11 protein-coding genes are annotated in these 15,873 nt (G+C 63.3%); 3 read left to right on the top strand and 8 right to left on the bottom strand.

Annotated features, from left to right (window positions below; all coding sequences use genetic code 11):
* Window positions 1-3,266 (bottom strand): DUF5801 repeats-in-toxin domain-containing protein (locus tag AC0L2L_RS23190; RefSeq protein ID WP_473581457.1); only part of this gene is annotated, 3,266 nt, incomplete at its 3' end.
* Window positions 3,267-3,589: 323 nt separating this feature from the next.
* Between AC0L2L_RS23190 and AC0L2L_RS23185 the strand changes: the two genes are divergently transcribed.
* A complete protein-coding gene (locus AC0L2L_RS23185) occupies window positions 3,590-4,558 on the top strand; it encodes a transglutaminase-like cysteine peptidase (RefSeq protein ID WP_473581456.1) in 969 nt (322 codons plus the stop codon).
* A 314-nt stretch (window positions 4,559-4,872) separates the two neighbouring features.
* Here the strand turns inward: AC0L2L_RS23185 and AC0L2L_RS23180 are convergent, their stop codons facing one another.
* From AC0L2L_RS23180 to AC0L2L_RS23165, 4 genes are read right to left on the bottom strand one after another with little or no spacing between them, the layout of a single operon-like run.
* The gene (locus AC0L2L_RS23180; RefSeq protein ID WP_473581455.1) at window positions 4,873-5,514 is read right to left on the bottom strand and encodes a ribbon-helix-helix domain-containing protein; all 642 of its coding nucleotides are present in this window, start codon (window positions 5,512-5,514) and stop codon (window positions 4,873-4,875) included.
* A complete protein-coding gene (locus AC0L2L_RS23175) occupies window positions 5,504-6,793 on the bottom strand; it encodes an HlyD family type I secretion periplasmic adaptor subunit (RefSeq protein WP_473581454.1) in 1,290 nt (429 codons plus the stop codon). Before AC0L2L_RS23175 ends, AC0L2L_RS23180 begins: the two co-directional genes overlap by 11 nt.
* A 15-nt stretch (window positions 6,794-6,808) precedes the next feature.
* Window positions 6,809-8,941, bottom strand: a complete 2,133-nt coding sequence (locus AC0L2L_RS23170) for a type I secretion system permease/ATPase (RefSeq protein ID WP_473581453.1) — start codon at window positions 8,939-8,941, stop codon at window positions 6,809-6,811.
* Window positions 8,942-8,980: 39 nt separating this feature from the next.
* Window positions 8,981-10,429, bottom strand: a complete 1,449-nt coding sequence (locus tag AC0L2L_RS23165) for a TolC family protein (protein WP_473581452.1) — start codon at window positions 10,427-10,429, stop codon at window positions 8,981-8,983.
* A 412-nt stretch (window positions 10,430-10,841) separates the two neighbouring features.
* Here AC0L2L_RS23165 and AC0L2L_RS23160 point away from each other — a divergent pair, with 412 nt between their 5' ends.
* Together AC0L2L_RS23160 and AC0L2L_RS23155 are read left to right on the top strand one after the other, a co-directional pair.
* Window positions 10,842-12,155: an NAD(P)H-dependent oxidoreductase gene (locus AC0L2L_RS23160; RefSeq protein WP_473581451.1), complete on the top strand. Its 1,314-nt coding sequence runs from the start codon at window positions 10,842-10,844 to the stop codon at window positions 12,153-12,155.
* Between the two features lie 99 nt (window positions 12,156-12,254).
* Window positions 12,255-12,554, top strand: coding sequence for a type II toxin-antitoxin system Phd/YefM family antitoxin (locus AC0L2L_RS23155; protein WP_473581450.1), 300 nt, complete (start codon window positions 12,255-12,257; stop codon window positions 12,552-12,554).
* A gap of 65 nt (window positions 12,555-12,619) precedes the next feature.
* Here the strand turns inward: AC0L2L_RS23155 and proC are convergent, their stop codons facing one another.
* From proC to AC0L2L_RS23140, 3 genes are all read right to left on the bottom strand, one after another.
* Window positions 12,620-13,435, bottom strand: a complete 816-nt coding sequence (gene proC / locus AC0L2L_RS23150; protein WP_473581448.1) for a pyrroline-5-carboxylate reductase — start codon at window positions 13,433-13,435, stop codon at window positions 12,620-12,622.
* A 131-nt stretch (window positions 13,436-13,566) separates the two neighbouring features.
* Complete coding sequence (locus AC0L2L_RS23145) at window positions 13,567-14,886, bottom strand: O-antigen ligase family protein (protein WP_473581446.1); 1,320 nt, start codon at window positions 14,884-14,886, stop codon at window positions 13,567-13,569.
* On the bottom strand, window positions 14,855-15,853 hold the full coding sequence (locus AC0L2L_RS23140; protein ID WP_473581445.1) for a glycosyltransferase family 2 protein: 999 nt from the start codon (window positions 15,851-15,853) through the stop codon (window positions 14,855-14,857). The genes AC0L2L_RS23145 and AC0L2L_RS23140 overlap by 32 nt, the downstream gene beginning before the upstream one ends.
* Window positions 15,854-15,873 lie beyond the last annotated feature (20 nt).

Raw genomic sequence — 15,873 nt, 5'->3', positions numbered from 1 at the left:
CCGCCGCCGCTGCCGACCGAGCCGATCCCCGGAATGAAGCTCTCGTCGACGCTCAGCGTCGGCGCCGAGCCGGTCGCCGAGATCGAGGGACCGTCGTCATGGATGGTGATCTTCGACCCGAGGTCGATCGAGGCCTTGGCGGTGTCGCCGTCATTGTCGGTCACCGTTGCGGTCACCGACACCAGGCCGGCGCCCAGCAGGGTCCCTTCGCTGGTGTCCGGCGCTTCGCCGGAACCTTCCTTGACGCCGCGCAGTTCGGTCATCGTCACATGGCCGGTCGCATCGACCGTCAGCGTGAAGACGTTGGTCTGCACCCCGCTGATGGTCACGTAGCCATCGACTTCGCCTGCTCCATTGGCCACCAGATGCACTGTCTGGCCGGTGAGCGAGTCGACCAGGGTGGTCGTGGAATTGTTGATGGTCAGCGAGTAGGCGGTCGAGCCGGACTGGCCGTCCGCACCCGGCGTCACCGCGAAGCTGGTCGCGAAGTTGCCCGTCGAGATGTTGCCGCCGCCGCTGCCGACCGAGCCGATCCCCGGAATGAAGCTCTCGTCGACGCTCAGCGTCGGCGCCGAGCCGGTCGCAACGATCGCAGGAACATCGTCCGTGATGTTGATCGAGATGGTCGACGTGGATGTATTGCCATGGCCATCGGTTACCGTGAACGTGAACACGTCCGGCCCGGGCTGCACGTTGGGGCCGTCGTTGCCCGCCGGGGCATTCGCTTCCGGCGACGTCAACGTATAGGTGTAGGTGCCGTCCGCGTTGACGTGCAGGATGCCGTGCGTCCCATTGATATTCGACCCGACATTGCCGGTCACGTCGCTGCCGATATTGCCGGATGCAACACCGGTCACCGTGGCCCCGTCAGGATCCGAGAACGTCAACGTACCCGTCGTCGTCTCCGAGCCGTCGCCCGCATGCGAGCCGTCCACCGTCCCGGGGCCAAGGTCGCCGACTGGCGGCGTCGTGTCCAGACCCGCCTCGTTCACCGCCGCAACCTCCGCCGTCACTTGCGGCTGGCCATTGGTCACGGTGATCGACAGACTCGCCGGCGAAGTGTCGCCGTCGCCGTCCGTGATCGTGTAATTGAACACGTCATTGCCGGCCGTTGTATTCGGATTGGCGTGATAGCTGTAATCGCCATTGGCATAAACTGTCAGCACGCCATACGTGCCTTGAACGGTCGTCACGTTGTTGTTCGTTACCGAACCCGTCCAGGCGATCGAGGCGATTCCGTCCGCTCCCGCCATGTCGGCCGCGCCGGTGCCGTTCGTGCTCGTCCCGGCCTCGACATTGCCCGTCACCGTCTCGCCGGACTGTGCCGCGTCGGTGTCGTTATGCGCCGTCGGCACGTCGTCGATGACATTGATCACCAGGTTGCCGGAGGCGGGCTGGTTATCCAGGTCGGTCACAACGACCGCGAAGCTGGGTGCCGCTTCGGTATTGGCCCCGTCGCCGCCCGTGGCGCTGTGGAAATCGGATGTCAGCGTGTAGCTGTAATGGATCGTGCCCGTGCCGGTCGCAGCGGTGTATTCGTACCACGCGCTCACCGTGCCGTTCGTGGTGGGGTCCGTGAACACCGTCGGATTGCCCGAATCGCTCGACAGCGCATGGCCGCCCAGCGTCACAGTGTTGACGCCGTCCTGCGAGGTGAAGCCGATCGTGCCGCTCACCGCGTTCGAGCCGTCATGCTGAGAGCCGCTCGCCAGTCCCGCTTCGTACACGATCGCGCCGTCTGCGCCCGCCGCCGGGATATCCCCGAGCCTCGGCGGTTCGTTGCCGATATTGATCGTCAGCGTGGTGTTCGACTGGTCGCCATCGCCGTCCGTCAGCGTGTAGTGGAACACATCGTTCACGCCGCCCGGCGTGTTTGCCGCGCGGTCATAGGTGTAGTGGCCGTCAGAAAAGAGCGTCAGCGTGCCGTATTGGCCGGCGATCGTCGTTCCGATGACCGCCGACGTCACATCCTGCGCCGCGCCTGTCCCGTGGGCCGACGTCACGCTGGCGCCGTCCGCGCCCTTCACGTCCGCGCTGGTGGAAGGATCGGTCTCGCCGGCGCCGGTGATCACGTTGCCGCTGATCTCCGCATGGCTGCCCGCCGCGACGCTGTTGGCGTCCGGGTTGGCCGTCGGCACGTCGTCGACGATCTGGACCGAGAGCGTGCCCGGAAGGGAGACGTCGCCGTCCGTGTCGGTGACCGTCACGGTTATATTGTCAAAGATCGGATCACTGCCGGCCGGATGCTGCTCGCTGTGCTCAAGCGTATAAGTGTAGCTCACCTGGCCGGTGGCGGCGTCGTAGCCGTTGATGGTCAGCGTGTTGCCGAGCGGCGTCGTGATATCGATCGGCGTCGATCCGCTGTTGGCAAGCGCGGCGGCCGAAATCACCTGGCCGTTGATGTTCAGCGAGCCGATGCCGTCGGGCGAGTTAACTGTGAAGGTGCCGGTGTTGTGCTCCGAGGGGTCGTTGTCGACCGCGGCGCTGGTGCCCGCTTCGCCGGACCCCGTCGAGCCGGCCGTCTCCAGGCCCTTCTCATTGACGATCGTGTCGCCGCCGCTGGTCGACGGCGTCAGGTCGATGATCGTCGGCGTGGAATCGGGCAGCAGGCCCGGGAACAGATCGCGGTGCTCAGGCTGGCCGAACGCCAGGTCCGTCGGCGGCAGCAGGGCGCTGAGGCCGAAGCCGTCGCCGATCCCGCCTGCGGGATGTTCGAAATTGCCGCCGGCGCTGGGCGAGGCATTTCCAGCCGCCGAGATCGAGCCGTCGGCGCCAAAGGCGACATCGACATGGCTTGCCTCGAGCGCGGCGATCAGGGCGACGCGCGGCACCTCGACATCGCCGAGGATGAAGGTCGGCACGTTCAGCGCGGCGTCCTTGATGACGATCTCGGATCCGTCGGGCTGCGTGAGGACGAGGTCGTGTCCCTCGACTTTGATGTTGTCGATCGAGACACTGGCCGGAAGCTTTACGACGTTGCCGGCCTCGACGTGATACTCATGCGGGGCATTCGCTGCCGCCGCATTTGCAGCCGGCGCATTTGCGTTGGAAGCAGGGGCCTTCGCGTCAGCCGCGGGTTGGTTTGCAGCCGGGGCCGCGCCCTGCGCCGGCGCGCCGCTGCCGACATCGACCGGTACCGGCTCGCTCGCCGCCTGGCTGCTGGTGGCTTGCGCGACCTGGACACCGGTCGAGATCGGATTTTCCCCAGCGCTCGTATGCTCGTCCCAGGAATTTGAAACGGCGTCGAATTGGATATTGGTTGTCATAGCTAAAGCCCCTCCGGCGTTTCACGGAAAGAGACATGTCAGGCCTGGGCTTTGCAACAGACGTTCAATCTATTTCATATACTCGTATATGTAGAGAATCGCATTTTTTACACGTGGTAAATCGCGATGATATATGCAGATATGCATTCCCTTAAGGAGCACGGGATTGGCCGTGGCGCGCATCGCCACCTTGGTAAATGAAAGTATAAATTTGAATAAAATTTGATTGAAATAAGAATAGAGTGATTCGCGGAAACTTACCCACCTTCCTTTCCGATAATTTGAGACAAGATTGGTAGCGTCCACAGTCAAAGGTGGGCGTTATGAAAATACAAAAAGCAGCCCCGGGGACGACGGGGATCAAAGTTCTCTTGCTGGCGATCGGCCTCGCCGTTCAGGCAAATCCATCACCAGCCAGCGCGAATTCGGGCGCGGCCCCGGCCCCTCAAAACCTGTTTGCGCCAACCAGCCTCGGCGGTGTTTCGCTGGTCCGGCCGCTGCCTTGGCAGCCGGCCGCCGCATACCGGATCGCAGACGTCTCGGCAGGCTACGCACCGGCGGCATCCTATGAGATTGAAGCGCGTTCGAGCGCCAAGGCCGATCCCGGCATCGATCCGATCCAGACCGCCGCGATCATTCCCGGCGTCTTCGGCTCCGTCGCCTTGTCGATGCGCAACTTTCCGGTCGCGGCGCGCTGGGCTCCTGTCTATAGGGCAATCATCGACTGTACCGCGGGCAGCACCTGCGACCGCGAGAGCCCGGCTTTCGCCGAGATCATCAACATTGCCGCCGACAAGGGCTTTCGCGACAAGCTGTCCTTCGTCAACAGCAGCATCAATCGGCTGATTGCCTATCGCAAGGACAGCGTCGTCTACGGCAAGCTCGACTATTGGGCAAAGCCTTCGGAAATCCTCGAGCATCGCGCCGGCGACTGCGAGGATTTCGCCATACTCAAGATGGCGGCGTTGCTCAGAGCCGGGATCCCGGCGCAGAGCATGTCGCTCGTGGTGCTCCAGGATCGCCGCCGCAAGTTCTTCCACGCCGTTCTGTCGGTCAGCACGGGAAGCGGCGCCTTCATCCTCGACAGCCTCGGCAACGCCGTCATGCGCGACAGCGAGCTGCCCGATTATGTCCCGCTCTATTCCTTCAGCACGGACCGCGCCTGGATCCACGGGTCGAAGTCCGGCTCGCAGATCGCCGACATTACAGGTGGCTTCTCGACGGTAGCGCCCGGCGAAGGATCGCCTGACGCGAAAGTTGCGCCTGCGAGGTCCGGTTTTGCCACGAAATAGGCCGCTCGCCGGTTAGCGCAATCAGGGAACGCGGGCCGCAAACGCAATCGGCCGAAGCCTCCTCAACTTCGTCATCCTTGGGCGTAGCGACGCGGAGCGGAGCGAAGACCCAGGGATCCATGCCGTTACCTCAGCCGAGGGTGCAACGGCGCAGAATTCTGCACCGCCGCATCGCCTTGGCGTAACGGCATGGATTCTATGGTCTGCGCGCGTCGCTTCGCTCCTTGCTTCGCCATAGAATGACGAAGCGATGGGCGTGTTCGGCCGATCCCGAGATATGCGATCTTCCAGTGCAGCCCATCGGGCGGTCGAAACTACCCGTTGAAGACGAAGGCCATCAGCAGTTCCGGTTCTGTGACGGGCGCGCGCACGGCGCTGAGCTGGCCGCGATAGCGGCGCTCGCCGGCGCCGATGACGAAGCCGCTGGTGACCGGTGTTTCACCATTGGCGTCGAGCCGGGCAAAGATATCGGGAACGTTGAGGTCGAGCGCCAGCTTCAGGTCCTGGCGCCCATCCTCGCCGGGCGCGCTCGGCAATTGGCGCCTGACCAGTTGTTGGAACGGCGCGTTGAAGGCCAGGATCTTCTTCGACGACGACAGCGCGAAGGCGGGTGACGGGCAGGCGATCAGGATCGCGGTGATCGTGCGGACCGACGCGAGCTTGCGCAATTCCATGCTTTCCTCGGCGAGGCCGCGCATGCAGGCGACCCGGATCGCCGAGGTGAGGTTGCCCTGGTCGGGATGATGTTCGGCGATCTCCTCGACCAGCATGCCGATCGTGCATTTGCGGCTTTCCGCCATCTGCTTCAGCGACACCCAGAAGGCGCGCTCCAGGCGGATGCCGCGGCGCACGCCGCCGCGCGCCACGACGCGGAACTCCGGGCCGAAATCCTCGGCCGCCAGCACCGGCAACAGCCGGTCGCGGTGAGTGTCGGGGCGGATTGCGCTATCGCTCACTCATCGCCTCCTGACGCGCCTTGTTGATCGGCTTCAAAAGATAGTTGAGGATCGTCTTGTGTCCGGTCTTGATGTCGACCGAGCAGATCATGCCCGGGATGATCGAATAGGCCTTGCCGTTCCTTGTCAGCGTCGACTTCTCGGTGGCGACGCGCACCTGGTAGTAGGGCTCGCCGGTCTTCTGGTCGACGAGGCTGTCGGCGGTGATGTTGGAGACCTTGCCCTCGATGCCGCCGAAGATCGAGAAATCATAGGCCGTGACCTTGATCAGTGCCTCCTGGTCCGGCTGGATGAAGGCGACGTCGCGCGGCGACACCCGCGCCTCGACCAGCAGCGTCTCGGAGGTCGGCACGATGCCGGCCACCACCGCGCCGGGCTGCACGAAGGCGCCGAGCGTGTTGACGTCGAGCGTGTTGACGATGCCGTCGACCGGCGAGCGAATGTCGGTGCGCGCCACCTTGTCGGTGGCGCCGCGGATGGTTTCGTCGACCACGGAAAGATCGGCGAGCGCCTGCGTCAGGTCGCTCAACGCCTCCTGCTGCAATTGCAGGCCCAATTCATTCACCTGAAGCTGCGCCTCGGTGATTGCCGACTGGCTCTTCTTGATGGTCTCGCCGGCGAGGCTCAGCTGTCCGTGAAGGTCGGTCTGTTCGCGCTCGACGCGAAGTTGTTCGGTCTTGGCCATCAGGCCCTTCTTGACCATAGGTTCGACCAGCGCCACTTCCCGGTCGGTGACTTCCAGGCTCTTGGACAGGCGATCGGAATTGGCGGTGGCCTCGTCCAGCTCCTTTTCGCGCTGATCGAGGCGCGATTTGAGCACCGAGAGCTTCACCTCGAAATTGTCGCGCCGCGCGATGAGCAGCTTTTGCTCGTTGTCGCAGATTTCCGGCGCGAGCTTCTCGATTTCCGCAGGGCAGGGAAACGCCCCTTCGACATTGCCGCTCTGCTCGAACTGAAGCCGCGCGATGCGGGCCTGCAGCGCTCGCGCCTTGGCCTTCTCTTCGCCAAGGCTCGACGTGTTGCCCGAGTTGTCGAGGCGGATGATGAGATCGTTCCTCTTGACGATCTGGCCGATCTTCACGGCAATTTCCTGCACGACGCCGGGCTCGCTGGCCTGGATGATCTGCGTCTTCGAAGCGGGTATCACCTTGCCGTCGCCGCGCGCGATCTCATCCACCTCGGCAAAGGATGCCCAGGCCGTGAAGCACACGAACAGCGCCCCGACGATGTAGACGGACGCCGAGGCGAAAAATGGTGGCCGATCTTCCCTTGCAAGCATGTCTTTGCGTTCCGGTCAGGCATTGCCCTTCTGCAATGCCTGGATGACTTGTTCCTTTGGCCCGTCCGCGACAATGCGGCCTTGCTCGATGACGATGAGGCGGTCGGCAAGCTCCAGCATGCTGTAGCGATGGGTCGATACGATCAGCGTCGTGTCGCGATCGAACGCCACCTTGAGCTGCTTGATCAACTGCCGTTCGGAAGCGAGATCCATCGAACCCGATGGCTCGTCCAGGAAGACGATCTTCGGTTTGGTCAGGAGCAGCCGCGCGATTGCCACCGCCTGCCTTTGCCCGCCCGAGAGATTGGTGCCTCGCTCGCCGACATTCATGTCGTAGCCGCGCGGATGCCGCGAGACGAAGTCATCGACACCCGCGGCCTTCGCCGCATTGATGATCTCCTCGTCGGTCGCTTCCGGCGCCGCCATCAAAAGGTTTTCCTTGATGGTGCCCGAAAACAGGTCGCCTGCCTGCGCGACGATGCCGACCGCGGCGCGGACCTCCGAAGGATGGTATTGGCGGACGTCGATGCCGTCGAGCAGCAGTTCCCCCGACGTCGGCAGGTAAAGCCTGCCGATCAGCCGGCCCATCGTGGTCTTGCCGGAACCGATGCGGCCGATGATGCCGACCCGCTCGCCGGGCTTGACCGCGATGTTGAGCCCGCTCAGAACCTCGTTCTCCGTACCCGGATAGGCGAAACCGACATTCTTGAAGACAAGCGCGCCGCTGCGGATCGGCCGGTTGACGAAGCCGACCGTATCGGGGCGGTCCTCCGGCTGCGCCATGATCGTATTGACGATCCTGAGCGACAACATGGCCTGCCGGAACCGCGCAAGCGTGATCGCGATCTGGCCGAGCGGCGCCACGGCCCGGCCGGCCAGCATGACGGTGCCGATGATGGCGCCTGTCGAGACCTGGCCTTCCGAGAACGCGTAGGCGCCGGCCACGACCAGGGCGACCGTGACGAATTGCTGGATGGCGCCGGTGATGTTGCCCGCCGCGGCCGAGAGTTCCTTGATCTTCTCCGACGTGTTGGCTGCGTTCTTCGAGTGCTCGCCCCATTTGCGTAAGAGGTATGCCTCTGCGCGCAGCGACTTGATCGTCTCCAGCGTGGAAATGGATTCGACCAGCAGGGCCTGGCGCTGCGACGCCTCGTTCATCGAGGCGGCGACCCGTTTGCCGATCCGCCGCTGCGTGATCAGCCCGACAATGACGGAGATGACGAAGGCCAGCGCAGGAATGATCACCAGCCAGCCGCCGATGGCGTAGATCACAGCCAAGAAGACGAAGACGAAGAGCGTGTCGATGAAGACGCTGACGGTGTTGGAGGTGAAGAACTCGCGCACGAATTCGTACTGCGTGACGCGGTTTGCATATTCACCCGTCGATCCGGGCCGCGCCGACAGCGAGGAATTCAGCACTTTTTCGAACAGAAGATAGGAGATCCGCAGATCCGCCTTGCGTCCGGCATAGTCGATCAATGACGCCCTGGCCGTCTTGAGAAGCAGGTCGAACAGGATGGCCGCGCCGATGCCGAGCGCCAGCACCCACAAAGTGGAGATCGCCTTGTTCGGCAAGATGCGGTCGTAGACGTTCATGGTGAAGATCGGCGAGGCGATCGCAAGCAGGTTAATGAAGACCGCCGACAGCACCACCTTGGAGTAGGTGCGCCAGAACGCCCCCATGGTGCCGGTCAGCCAGTGGCGCCTTTCGATCCGCGCGGCGGAGCCGACCGTCATCTCTTCGGCCGTGTTGGCATAGGTGATCGAAAAGGAAGTGCCGCCGCTGATATAGGTTTCGGCGAGTTCCGATCTGTCGATCGTGGTGCGGCCGTTTTCCTGGGGCGCCGTCAGATATTGTCCGCCCTCGATTTCGGCCAGGAGTGCGACCGGCAATTGGCTGACGCGGAAGACGATGGCCGGAAGATCGAAGCGGCCGCGCAGGAAATCACGATGGCTGAAATCCTGGACCTCGAGGCCGATGCGCTCGGCCAGGTGGCGGATTTCATCCGGCTCGATGCGCGTCTCCGGAATCGGCACGCCGGCAAACAGCACGGTTTCCGCGCTCGGCCTGCCGAGATAGGCCGCAACAGCGCAGAAGCAGGCTTTGAAGGCCTCCTTGGGCGATAGGATATTGGGTTGCTGGTTCACGATCCGCCCCGAAGGACCCGAGATCGACGCTTACATCGACTACTTCTTCCTGACCGGCGCGAGGATGTCGAACGGAAGATCGTTCTTCTGTTCCGACGGCGTCCGCGCATAAGTCTCGGTATCGGCCGTTGCAGGCACGCCGAACTCCGAGCGTGCATAGGCCGAGGCCTGCTTGGCCGGCTCGATGTTGAGCGTCTTCAGCAATTCCCCGGTTGCGGCCAGCAGCCGGTATTCCGCAAACAGCGACGCGTAAGACGACGTGTCGGCCAGTGTTGCGGTGTTGAAGCGCGTGTTCTGAGCGTCGAGCACATCGAGCAGCGAGCGCTGTCCGACCTTGAACTGCTCGCGGTAGGAAGCGACGAGCTTTTCATTGGTGGCTGCCTGCAGCCGCAGCGTCTTTGCCAGTTCCGCCTGGCGGAAACGGCGGTCCCACGAGGTACGGACAGCTTCCTCGATCTCGCGCAGCACCTGGTGCAGCGCAAGACGCTGCTCGCTGGTGCGGCGGATCTGTTCCTGTTCATTGGCCTTGTCGATACCACCGCGATACAGGTTCCAGCGCAACACCACCCGAGCCTGCAAGTCGCTCGCGTCGCCATTGTCGCCGTCGATGTCATACCCGCCCCGGGCAACACCCTCGGCGGTAACCGTGGGGCCGTATTTCGCCCGCGCCGCATCGACCAGCGAAGCGGCGGCGTCGATATCGCTGTCGGCCATATGGACACGCGGATTGTTCTGCCGGGCAAGCCCGATCGCATCGTCCAGCGACCGCGGCAGAGCGCCCGCGACATCGGCCGGCCGCGACGCGTTGGTCAGCGGCTTGCCGACATTCTTGAAGAAGCGGATCTTGGCCGCCTCGAGTTCTTCGGTTGCCTCCTGCATCCGCGCCTTGGCGGCATAAAGCCGTTCCTCGGCCTGCTGCCGGTCGGCATCGTTGAGCGCGCCGCCCGCGATACCTTGCTTGATGTCGCTGAGAATGGACTGATGGAAGCCAAGGTTCTTCTTGGCCTCGACCACGATCGAAGCCTGCAGCATGTATTCCAGATAGTCCTGGACGACCGCAAGCCCGATGAATTCCGACCGTTCCAGAACCCGGAAGGAAGCCCCGTCGACCCGCGAGGCCTGGCGGTTCAATTCCGCCCGCCTTGCGCCGCTGTCATAAAGCGTCTGCGAGACCGTAAGGTCGGCCTCATTCGGGTAAAGGGAGTCATGATCCTGATCGAGCGCGCGCCTCGTATCATTGTCCAGGCGGCGAACGCCTGTTGACGCTTCCAGATCGACGCTGGGAAGATAAAGGCCTTTTGCCTGGCGCAACTCGAATTCGATCGCTTCGCGGTTTTCGATCGCCTGTCCAATCTCCGGATTGGACTCCACAGCGACGGCGACGGCTTCTTTGAGTGTGAGTGCGCCGGCGCTCTCGCAAGCCAGCATCGACACCGTTATGGCAAGCGCAAAGCGCCAGCCAACGGTTATTTTACCCGTCCTGATCATTTCTACCCCGTGACTATCCCCGCGCCATTGTGTTTTTTATCAGCGCTTATTTGCCCAAGCCTGCCACCAGAGCTTGCGGCCAGTATCTATCAGATTTTTTGGGGATGTGAGTGCATAATGGATTAGACACCCCTCAAAAGTGCGATTCCGGACATTAGTGCCAAAACCTGTAGCAAAAATGGCACAGAAATCGGGTGCAGCGGCCGAGACTTTTCGGGTCAAAGCGGATTGCAATGGTTAATGGCCTGAAAGAAATGGCGAATCCTGCGGTCGCTATGCACAAGCTCCTGGGAAATCTGCTGCGGCTTTGCAAAGCATGCGCAAGAAATCGCCATGTCGGTCTGGTTTGATTGGCAAGCGGGGATCGTTCCCTGTATTGCGAGTCGGAGCAAAAAGCCGTGGATTTTCTTGCATGACCAATGTCGCCCTGACCGGGCTTGCCCGCGATCTTGCCCGACGCGCCGCCGAGGGCAACCCGGTGCGCATCGGCGTCATCGGCTCCGGCGAGATGGGTACCGACCTGGTGACGCAGGGCATGCTGATGCCGGGCATTTCGATCGCGGCCATTTCCACGCGGCGCCCGCACACCGCCCGCGAGGCGATCCGAATCGCCTATGGCGACGAGGCGATGGCGGTCGAGGCCGAGACCGCCTCAAGGGTCACCCAGGCGATCGAAGGCGGCAGGATCGCCATCACCTCGAACGAGATGCTGGTCACCAATCCACTGATCGACGTCGTCATCGACGCTACCGGAAAACCTGGCGTTGCCGCCGATTTCGACCTGATGGCCATGCAACAGGGCAAGCATCTGGTGATGATGAACGTCGAGGCGGACGTGACCATCGGTTGTTATCTCAAGCAGCAAGCCGATCGTCTCGGCGTGGTCTATTCGGTCGGCGCGGGCGACGAGCCGTCCAGTTGCATGGAACTAATCGAATTCGCCTCAGCGCTTGGGCTAACCATCGTCTCGGCAGGCAAGGGCAAGAACAATCCGCTCAACCATGACGCGGTCCCCGACGATTACCGGGAAGAGGCGGCCCGCCGCAACATGAACCCGCGCATGCTGGTCGAGTTCGTCGACGGCTCGAAGACCATGGTCGAGATGTGCGCAATCGCCAACGCCACCGGCCTGGTTCCCGATGTTCCAGGCATGCACGGCCCCAAGGCCGATCGCGATCAACTCGCCAAGGTGCTGATCCCGAAAGAGGACGGCGGCCTCCTGTCGAGGAAAGGCGTCGTCGACTACACGATCGGCAAGGGCGTGGCGCCCGGCGTCTTCGTCATCGTCGAGGCGATGCACCCGCGCATTGTCGAGCGCATGGATGATCTCCATGTCGGCCACGGACCCTATTACGGCTTGTTCCGGCCCTATCACCTGACCTCGCTGGAGGTGCCGCTCACCGCTGCCCGCATCATGCTCCATGGCAAGCCCGACATGGTGCCGCTGCCGAAGCCGGTGGCGGAAGTCTGCGCCGTCGCCAAGCGCGACCTTGCCGCTGGCGAGACCTTCGATTCGATCGGCGAAACCTGCTACCGATCCTGGACCATGACCGTTGCCGATGCCCGGGCAAACCGCGCCGTGCCGGTCGGGCTGCTCGAAGGCGGCAAGCTGCTGAAGCCGGTGAGGAAGGGCGAGCTGTTGACGGCGGACAACGCCGCGCCGGACCAGACGACAAGGCTGTACGCCCTGCGCAAGCTGCAGGACGAGATGTTGTACGGAGCCTGATGCTTTCGCCGAGCCCAGCGCGGTCGCGCTGCTACCCTGGCCGGAGGCACTTCCGATTGACCATTAACGGTCTATATTCTGGTCGAAGGAGACCGATTTATGAAGTTGTCGGAACAGGTAAAACCTATCAGCTACCTCATGGCTCACGCGCCAGAAATCATCCGCACGCTCGCAGACAACCGGCAGCCTGTGGTCATCACGCTGCATGGTGAGGCGAAGGCCGTCCTCCAGGACGTCGGGCAATACGAAGAGACCCAGGAAACGCTGGCGCTTTTGAAGATACTGGCGCTTACCAACCAGCAAGCGGTGTACGGTAACGTTCGACCTGCCGCCGAGACCTTCGCCCGCATTCGCCAACGGAAATTTGCCGGCTTCGGGCCTCAGAAACGGCCGGATTGACCGGTTGAGCCATTCGAGACCGATATCCGATCGCAGTCACGATTCAGCATGACTTGGCCGAAATCTTATTTTCCCAGCTCTATCGACCTGAGCCGCGCGGCTTCCACCGCGTCGGTCAAAAGCTTCGTCAGCCGGTCCTCGCCCATGAGCACGGCAAGTGCGGCGGCGGTCGTGCCGTTGGGGCTGGTCACCTGCTGACGCAGCACGCCCGGCTCCTCGTCGCTTTCGGCGGCGAGAGAGGCGGCGCCGAAAACGGTCTGCAGGGCAAGCAGCTTGGCGGTCTCGGCCGGCAGGCCCGCCTTTTCGGCCGCAACCGTCAGCGCTTCGATGAAGTGGAAGATATAGGCCGGGCCGGAGCCGGAGACGGCCGTCACCGCATCCATCAAGCCTTCGTCGTCGATCGTCGTCACGACGCCGCTAGCCGAAAGCAGTTCTGCAACGAAGCGGCGGACGTCGTCGGAAACCAGCGGGTTGGAAAACACCACCATCATGCCCTTGCCGATCGCCGCCGGCGTGTTCGGCATGCAGCGGATGACCGGCGCGAGCTCGCCCAGGATTTCCTCGAAGATGGCGACCGGCGTGCCGGCGGCGATGCTGACGAAAGTCGTCCTGCCGTCGCCGAAGCGCTTGTAGTGCGCCGTCACCTCACGGATCACCTGCGGCTTTACCGCAATGACCACGAGATCGGGCACGGCGTCGGCCGGAATAGCTGCGGCGTCGGCGGCGGCGCGGCAGCCAAGATGTTCGGCGCGCTGGCGCAATTCGGCATTGGGTTCGACCACGAACACCGCCGTCGGCTCGAGCTTGGCGGATTTCAGCCAGCCCGAGAGCATGGCGTAACCCATATTGCCGCAACCGGCGAGAACCAGCCTGATCGTCATGAAAGCCTCCGCAAGATGGCTCTCCTTAGCCGCTTGCGCGCCTGCGGAAAAGAGCAGTGAGCAGGAGACCGATCGCCAGGACCGGTTCCTCGACGCAGGGATTTTGACCGGCGGCTATGGTTTGCGCCGATTCAGTGAGAGACGCGAACCGGGATCGGCCGCAGCGAGACTTGCCTCAGGCCGAGCACGCCCAGCACGAAGAACAGCCAGACGGGGTCGCCGCGGTGGAAGAAGAAGCTTTCCAGGAAACCGTTCAGCGCCGTGAACAGCACCACCATCATGAAGAAATCGCCGAGGAAGATGTTTTCCTTGCGCGGCGGGATGCGCATGTAGTCGCGTAGAGGAGCGATCAGGAAAGTGTAGACGGCGACGCAGAGCGCGGGGATGCCCATTAGCACGGCGATGTCGAGATAACCGTCATGGCCGTGAACGATGGTGCGGATATCCCAGGGCCGGTCGAAAGGCTGGTCCTGGTTGAGTAGCAGCGGCGTTCCCCAGAAGCTCTCGTAGCCATAGCCGGTCCACGGCTTCTTCGCCAGCATCTCGCCAGCGAACTCCCACAGCGTCGTGCGCCCGGTATAGGTCAGGTTCGGGAAATAGATCGCCGCCAGGTGCTTCACCGGCGCGATGAAGACGATGCCGAGCGTGCCGACAGCGGTCGCGATGATGGCCAGCGCGAACAGGATCGGCGTGCCGAGCCGCATGCCGATGAGGCTGGGCAGCACGACGATCATGATCGAGAACGGGATCAGCCCGGCGGTGGTTTTGGAGCCGGTGTGCAGCATGAACACCATCGCAGCGCAGAAGATGCCGGCGCCCCACCAGCGCTGGCCGCGCCGGAACAGATAGAGCCCGGCGAAGCTGAAACAGGCCATCACCGGACCGGCGATGTTCTTGTGCGTGAAGACGCCGCGCCACAGACCCGCGTGCTCCGGCTCCTGCGAGTCGCCGGTGTGCAGCGCCTCGTGCGGAAAGACGATCAGCCCGATATAGGATAGGCCGATCACCACGACGGCGGTGAAGATGACCACTCGGGCGAAGGAGTCGGCGTCGCGCGGCAGCACCAGGATCGTCGCCATGGTGATGATGCCGATCATGGTGAAGGAGGCGGCGCGCATCGCCGCGGGCGGATCGGTCGCCAGCACCACCGACAGGAAGAAAAAGCCGAGCATCAGCGCCCAGGACGGGCTGACCAGCGAGCGCACCACGCGCGGATTGGCGAAGGCAAACAGCGAGAAGATCGAGACAGCGCCGAGCGAGCCGAAGCCGAGTTGGTTGACGATGTCGCCGCCGTCGCCGGTCAGTTCCGCCCCGGCCGGCTGGAAAGGCCGAAACGAGACGATGATGACTGTGAACAAGAGCGCGGCGATAGCCGTCGCCACACCTTCCCTGGTGAAGGCGCCGCTGAGCGGCGCGCGCTCAATTCTTCTCAGGCTGTCGGTACTGCTCATTGGCATATCCGAATTCGGCAAGCACCCGGCCGAGCGCGACGTAGACGGGATAGAGGCCGCTCGTCAGCGAGCCGGTGCGCGCCAGCCGGATGGCGCCGCGCAGCGGCGAGGCCGCAAGCAGCGCTAGGCTCTTCAGGAGGACTTTAAGGCCGGCAAACGGCGTGCCGGCGCGCTTCTTCTTTTCGACAAGCGTCGAGATCACGCCGTTGCGCAGGCTGCGGGCGCGGATCCAGTCTGCCTCGATGCGCCGGGCCGGCACGGTTTCGTTGACTTTTGCTTCGGCGCACCAGCCAAGCACGAAGCCTTGCTGCGCCGAACGGCTGAGGAAATCGGAATCGCCGCCGCCCGTGAAGTTGAATCGTAAATCGAGGAAGGGCGGTCCCATCGCCGCCAGCACGTTGCGCCCTACCAGCAGATTGCCGGACGAATAGAGCGCCGGCACGCGGCCCGTTTCACGATAGGGCGGTGCAAAGACAGGATGCTCAGCCCATCTGGCATGCGCCGGGTCGGCAAAGACCGGCACTTGCGGGCCGCCGACAATATCGGCGCCAAGGGTCTCGGCTGCCTCGCACATGCGCTCCAGCCAGTCGGGCTCGGCGATCTCGTCATCGTCGATGACCAAAAGGTGCTTGAAGTTGGGAAACTGCAGCATCGCCGTCTGCCAGCCGGCATTGTAGGCGCTGCAATTGCCGCGCTCATGCGCGATGATCACCATGCCGGGCATCTCGCCGCCTTCGAACAGCGGCAGCGCCGCGCTCGCTCCCTCGCGCGCCTCGGCCTCGTTTTCCATGACGACGACAACAAAGCGCCTGTCGGTCCGCTGCGCCTTGAGCGAAGCCAGGGTTTCCAACACCTGCTTCGGCCGCTTGAAGGTCGGCAGCGTCACCACCGCTTCGACGGTCTCGGCGGCAAGCCCCGGCGACCGTCCCGCGATCGATACAGAAGCGTCGGACGGCAAAGGGATCATCCGTTTCCAGCAGCGTGGGT

This window comes from Mesorhizobium sp. WSM4832, assembly GCF_055811115.1.
Note: the sequence above shows the minus strand (reverse complement) of the source record. Positions and strands in the feature narration are given on the sequence as shown.

Coding starts and splice junctions, on each gene's coding strand:
- AC0L2L_RS23155 (WP_473581450.1), top strand. CDS start 12,255: ATGAAGTTGTCGGAACAGGTAAAACCTATCAGCTACCTCATGGCTCAC.
- AC0L2L_RS23145 (WP_473581446.1), bottom strand. CDS start 14,886: ATGAGCAGTACCGACAGCCTGAGAAGAATTGAGCGCGCGCCGCTCAGC.
- AC0L2L_RS23140 (WP_473581445.1), bottom strand. CDS start 15,853: ATGATCCCTTTGCCGTCCGACGCTTCTGTATCGATCGCGGGACGGTCG.
- AC0L2L_RS23160 (WP_473581451.1), top strand. CDS start 10,842: ATGACCAATGTCGCCCTGACCGGGCTTGCCCGCGATCTTGCCCGACGC.
- AC0L2L_RS23185 (WP_473581456.1), top strand. CDS start 3,590: ATGAAAATACAAAAAGCAGCCCCGGGGACGACGGGGATCAAAGTTCTC.
- AC0L2L_RS23175 (WP_473581454.1), bottom strand. CDS start 6,793: ATGCTTGCAAGGGAAGATCGGCCACCATTTTTCGCCTCGGCGTCCGTC.
- proC (WP_473581448.1), bottom strand. CDS start 13,435: ATGACGATCAGGCTGGTTCTCGCCGGTTGCGGCAATATGGGTTACGCC.
- AC0L2L_RS23165 (WP_473581452.1), bottom strand. CDS start 10,429: ATGATCAGGACGGGTAAAATAACCGTTGGCTGGCGCTTTGCGCTTGCC.